The organism is Nostoc sp., assembly GCF_036916655.1.
Classification (GTDB): Bacteria; Cyanobacteriota; Cyanobacteriia; order Cyanobacteriales; family Nostocaceae; genus Nostoc.
The window spans coordinates 1-5,324 of sequence record NZ_JBALFY010000053.1 but is presented as its reverse complement, the minus strand read 5'-3'; the positions used below and the strand labels follow the sequence as shown (position 1 = coordinate 5,324).

6 protein-coding genes are annotated in these 5,324 nt (G+C 41.6%); 3 read left to right on the top strand and 3 right to left on the bottom strand.

Translation table 11 applies throughout. The annotated features are described in order from the left end of the window. Positions 1 to 133: 133 nt before the first annotated feature. Both V7L31_RS13415 and V7L31_RS13410 read left to right on the top strand, forming a co-directional pair. Positions 134 to 385, top strand: coding sequence for a hypothetical protein (locus V7L31_RS13415; RefSeq protein ID WP_334696676.1), 252 nt, complete (start codon positions 134 to 136; stop codon positions 383 to 385). Positions 386 to 488: 103 nt separating this feature from the next. Next, positions 489 to 812 carry a thioredoxin family protein gene (locus tag V7L31_RS13410; protein WP_334696675.1) on the top strand — a complete coding sequence of 108 codons (324 nt, stop codon included), beginning with the start codon at positions 489 to 491 and terminating at the stop codon, positions 810 to 812. On the opposite strand, the gene V7L31_RS13405 is transcribed toward V7L31_RS13410, so the two are convergent. The 3 genes from V7L31_RS13405 to V7L31_RS13395 form a co-directional block, all read right to left on the bottom strand. Further along, a complete protein-coding gene (locus V7L31_RS13405; protein WP_292854088.1) occupies positions 799 to 1,032 on the bottom strand; it encodes a hypothetical protein in 234 nt (77 codons plus the stop codon). The two genes, V7L31_RS13410 and V7L31_RS13405, sit on opposite strands and share 14 nt — an antisense overlap. Positions 1,033 to 1,350: 318 nt before the next feature. Continuing rightward, positions 1,351 to 2,481 carry a heat-inducible transcriptional repressor HrcA gene (gene hrcA / locus V7L31_RS13400; protein ID WP_334696674.1) on the bottom strand — a complete coding sequence of 377 codons (1,131 nt, stop codon included), beginning with the start codon at positions 2,479 to 2,481 and terminating at the stop codon, positions 1,351 to 1,353. A 453-nt stretch (positions 2,482 to 2,934) separates the two neighbouring features. After that, positions 2,935 to 3,267 carry a rhodanese-like domain-containing protein gene (locus V7L31_RS13395; RefSeq protein WP_334696673.1) on the bottom strand — a complete coding sequence of 111 codons (333 nt, stop codon included), beginning with the start codon at positions 3,265 to 3,267 and terminating at the stop codon, positions 2,935 to 2,937. A 158-nt stretch (positions 3,268 to 3,425) separates the two neighbouring features. On the opposite strand from V7L31_RS13395, the gene V7L31_RS13390 reads away from it, so the two are divergent. Next, positions 3,426 to 5,087 (top strand): DUF3352 domain-containing protein, encoded by a 1,662-nt coding sequence (locus tag V7L31_RS13390; protein ID WP_334696672.1) that lies wholly within the window; start codon positions 3,426 to 3,428, stop codon positions 5,085 to 5,087. Positions 5,088 to 5,324: the final 237 nt, after the last annotated feature.

Genomic DNA, 5,324 nt, shown 5'->3' with positions numbered 1-5,324 from the left:
ATTTAACCCATGAAAGACAATGGATTCTCCAGTTTTTTGGTGCTCCTTGTCGAAAATATTATCTTCTTTCTTAACTAACCTGCGGAATGTGGGTTGAATGCAAGCCTAAATCCAGACAGTGAATAGCTTTGGAGTGAACAGCATATCCTACTTGATATTTTGGCGTAGTGGCGTGGCAAGGCTAAAATGTTGCAAAAAAATTGTAGGTTGCGGAGCCACAGCGCCCTTGCAGGTTCCCCGCGTTGTAGCAAGTGGCGTTGGAGGCTTTGCCAAAGCCAACATCCTGATATGTGTTTGGTTGCGTTCCCCTCCACCCAACCTACGTCTAATGCACTATTTTAAGCTTGCCATGCCACTAGTAGTAGAGAAGAAGGAAAAATGTTGAATTAGGGTTTCAGCCTGAAGTTGACACCAATGGCCAACTGTATGGTAATATCTCATAGCATTATGCTAAAAAACTTTGTCTAGAATCAAAGAGTAGCCAACCCATGAGTTTAGCTGTAATTAAGTTCTCTTCAGAAGAATGCGGCATCTGCCACAAAATGTCTTTTTATGACAAAAAGGTGGCTGAAGAACTGGGTTTAGAGTTTATCGATGTAAAGATGCAAGATACGACTGCTTACCGCAAGTATCGCAAGGTTTTATTAACTCAATATCCCGATAAATCAGAAATGGGATGGCCTACTTACATCCTCTGCAATTCTCCAGAAGGGGAATTTCAGATTGTGGGTGAGGTAAAGGGAGGTCATCCCAAAGGGGAGTTTAGAAGCCGTCTGCAAGAGGTTCTGAATTCCACAGCTAATCAGAACTAATTACCTCAAAAGATTTGACCTCTAAGGCAGGGCCAATCATGGCAATAGTCATGACATCTTCGCGCACCTGTCCTTTAACTTTTGCTTTTTGTCCGGCTTTGAGTAATTCTTTATCAGCCCCTCTGAGGATTTCGTAAGTAACACCCTCTTCTGTAACTAACGCCCATGCGCCTGTACCAATATCACGGCGTTCGATTGTACCTGTAAGTGTAATGCTCATAAGAGTGCTGAGTGGGGAACAGGGAATTAGGAGAGACGCGATTAATCACGTCTGTACAAGGGTTAGAAGTTATAAAAATTGATTTACTATACCCAATTTATGCTGTTTTTTCTTTGTTTTTCAATGCTAAACGAGAGTCTCTTTTATATCAAGGGTTTTTTACTCCTAGTCTATAATTCTACTCATTTACTACTCATTTAAGATATTTATACCTGGATTTGAGAGTGTTTGGCAGGCGATCGCACTGCTAAAATACTATTTATTCTCGTGGCGATCGCTCGTAACTTATAAATGGGGCTAGTCCTAACTACTTAGCATTCAAGGATTGAAATAACTAAAAGCTTCTGAGAGATAATCAGCGGCAGATGCTACTACTGCGATCGCACTTTCATAATCTAGACGAGTTGGCCCCAAAACTCCCACACTTCCTACGGGTATCGAACCCCGGCGATAGTTGGAAGAAATCAAGGTGCAGGTGCGTATCGGTTCTAATGGGTTTTCTGCGCCAATACGAACTGTTACCTTTGGTTTACTGCCTTCCTCTGGTTCTGCTTCCTCAAATATTAATCGCCACAGTTGGTCTTGTTCTTCTTCCAACAGATGGATAATCGTTTGTACCTGCTGTAACTGAGCAAATTCTGGCTGGCGCAAAACTTCTGACACACCTCGAACCATAATTTGGGTTGCACTGGGTGCAAGAGTCCGACGAGTCAATTCGGCAACTGAATTTTTCAAGAATTCCCCGTAGCGTTGGAACTCCTGATCTAGTTCGCTCCAGTTGAGGTAGGGTAATTCCAACAGACTTCGCCCCCGCAAATGACTATTCAAAAAGTTAGAAACAATCTGCAATTCGCGATCGATTACCTCTGAATCCCGTTGTGTCTCTTCTGTTGTTGGCGGCAATTCCATCAATTTGGAATGTGTCTCGTAACCATCTGTTACCACAATTAGCATGATCTGCCCAGCTTCAATTTGCACTAATTGCAGATGTCGCAATAGCGCTGTAGTCGTTTGTGGCATAGTGATCAAGCTAATGCAACCACTCAAGGTGGCTAAAATTTGCGCGGCTCCTTGCAGTAGGGTTTCTAAACTCCGGTCTTGCCATTGTAGCTGTTTTTGCAGTGCCACCTCTACTTCTCGCCCTAAAGTTTCTGTCCGCGTAGTGTCTGTCTGCGAGATGCTGCGCGAACGCAGAGAAGGTGTAATTAGCTGGTCAACATAAATGCGATAGCCTGAATCTGAAGGTACACGTCCAGCAGAAGCGTGTGGTTGATAGAGTAATCCAGACTTTTCTAAAACGCCCATCACATTGCGAATTGTCGCCGAGCTTACACCCAGGTCGTACTCCTCAACCAAAGCCTTTGAACCAACTGGCTCTGCCGTAGCAATATAGTGACGTACCGTTGCCCAAAGTATATGCTGTTGTCGATTTGTTAACTGGACTTCCATTGTGGTATGTTTTGCTGAAGGCAAATTTTAATCAAACTTTGAACAGATTTGTGGATTTAATCGAAAACAGAGAATATTAATAATTGATTAAGATATTAGATTATACAACTATATTATGATAAGTATTTTTAAGGTTCATACAGATACGGTATTTTCTAAGAGTAGGGTTAAAATAGTAGCTCATTTTTTTAGTAAAATCTGCTAGTTATAATGTACCCTCATCATGCTCTTTTATAACCGTATTTTTGCACAAGCTTTCAATTGCAAAAGTATTATTAGATACGTATTTTTTGGACGAGTCTAATATTGAACTGTGATTTGACCCAGAAAATTTTTGTGCCGATGTACTTGATGTGCAAATTCCAAGTTTTCTGGCAGGCGTCTAAAGTAATGTACTGCTGTTTTCAGCATAGCAAAAGCCAGATGGAAGAGTGAGTTCCACCTGAGCAAAAGCTAATATTGGGGAATTGAAGGATCTACTAATAGGGAATAGGCATCAATACCACCCGAAATATTTTGCACATTTGTAAAACCTTGAGCAATTAACCACTGACACATCTGGGCAGAGCGGATGCCGTGGTGGCATAGTACAAGGGTTTCAGCTTGGGGATTGAAGAGGGTAGGTACTTGATCTCCCCATTCGGCAAATTGACTTAAAGGTAGGTTGACAAAGCCCTCAATGCTAGCGATCGCCAATTCTTGGGGTTCACGCACATCTACTAGCTGAATACTTGTATCATTAGAAGAAAGACGTTGTGCCAGTTCTTCTACACTAATTTGGTTCATGGGTTGACTAAAAGAATTCCCTATAAACAGTCCTAATCTTATTCATGGTGACAGAAAATCTCTGCCTTTGCATGAGTATCCATTCTCAACAGGGTTGATTAATTCTGCGAGGCTTTCTGCTTAAATGGCTGTAAATCGTCTTTTTTAATAGGTTGAATGTGAATAGGCAACGTTCATTTATTGGTTTTATCGTCGCTGGGGCGATCGCACTGCTAGTAATTGCGATCGCTAGCTTTTACTGGTTTTTCGCCAAAAGTCCGGCTAACCTCATTGCTTCTACCAGACAGCCTGGTGCAGCCATATTCGTGTCAAAACTTTCCCCTGCAATGGTTTCATTACTGGCAAATCCCGATCGTTTGCAGGCGTTGGATCGTGAAGAGGAACTATCTAAACTCAAAACCAGCTTATTCGCCAAGAGTGGCATAGATTATAAAGAAGACATTCAACCCTGGTTAGGGGACGAAATTACATTAGCGATCGCCACCTTAGATATTGATCGGGATTTAGAAAACGGACAGCAGCCAGGGTATCTATTGGCACTAGCAACCAAGCAACCGGAGAAAAGCCGCGAATTTGTCGAATTGTTTTTTTCCAAACGGGCGTTGGCTGGAGCAAACTTAGCTGTTGAACAATATAAAGGCATAAAACTGATTTCTGACAATTCTCAACCAGAACAAGACTCGCTTGCTGGTGCTGTTGTTGGCGAAGGCTTTGTGTTATTTGCCAACGATCCGAAAGTGTTGCGAGATGCGATTAATAATGTCCAAGCGCCCGATCTGAATTTGACTAGCTCCCCTGAATACCAAAAAGCTACCAAAGAACTGCCTAAAGGGGGTTTGGCTGTAGCTTTCTTAAATCTTACCATCGTGGTAAAATGGCAAGGATTAGAGTTATCAGAACAACTTTATAACAGCCAAATCATATCCTTGGCGTTGAATCCTAAAGGCTTGCTGGCGGAAACCACTTTTTTGACTGCATCAGAAATTGTCCCACCATCTGCACCGCTATCTAAACCTGTAGGAGCATTGCAATATATTCCAGCGTCCGCAGGTTTGGCAATTTCCGGCTCAAATTTGAGTAGTTTGGGTGATAGTGATTTAACTAAACTCTGGAGACAAGCAACAGCAACTATATATGGTTCTGGGGAAGATGTGGTTTCTCGGTTAGCAAAACCTTTGGCGGATGTTCAAAAACGCTGGAATATAAACTTACCAGAGGATATTTTCAGTTGGGTACAAGGAGAATATGCGATAGCATTGTTATCTGAGAAAGAGCAAACAACCCCACATTGGATTTTTGTGGTGGAAAAATCAGAGAGTGTGGAAAAAGGCGTTACTCGTTTAGATGCGATCGCCTCATCCAACGGACTCAGTATCAGTCCGTTAACTATAGATCAGCAAAAAATCTCTGCTTGGACAGAGTTAACTACGGCTACTAAAAAAAGTGACGTTAAAGAAGGAGAATCTTTTAGCATTGAAACAAAAGTGCGGGGACTGCATACAAGTTTAGGAAATTACGAAATTTTCACCTCTGATTTAGAGACGATGGATGAAATTCTCACAATCAAGAATAATTCCATAATTGACAATCCCAACTTCAAAGATAGTATCGCTGCGATTCCTTTACCAAACCAAGGCTATATATATCTTGACTGGACAAAGAGCCAAAATTTGTTAGAGCGTCAAGTACCGATTCTGAAACTAGCGGAAGTCTTAGGTAAACCATTTTTTAATAATCTGCGATCGCTCACACTCAGTAGTTATGGAACTGACACGCGATCGCTCAAAGGTGGTGTCTTCCTCCAACTAAATAATTCGTGAGATTTTCACGAAGTTTAAAATGCAGAAGGTAAAATCATTTTTTACCTTCTGCATTTTCTTGTACTTAATAGACTAAACAATTACTAAAATCTTCCGTCGAGGGTTTTCTTGGAAAGAGAAAATCCTGCATCCAACAGAGGTAATATAGCGGTTCTCGCTTGAGTGAAATACACAATGTGGGAAGATGATGAATGTTGTAGCAAAGTGTATCTGGAATGAAAGCATACTCCACTGACC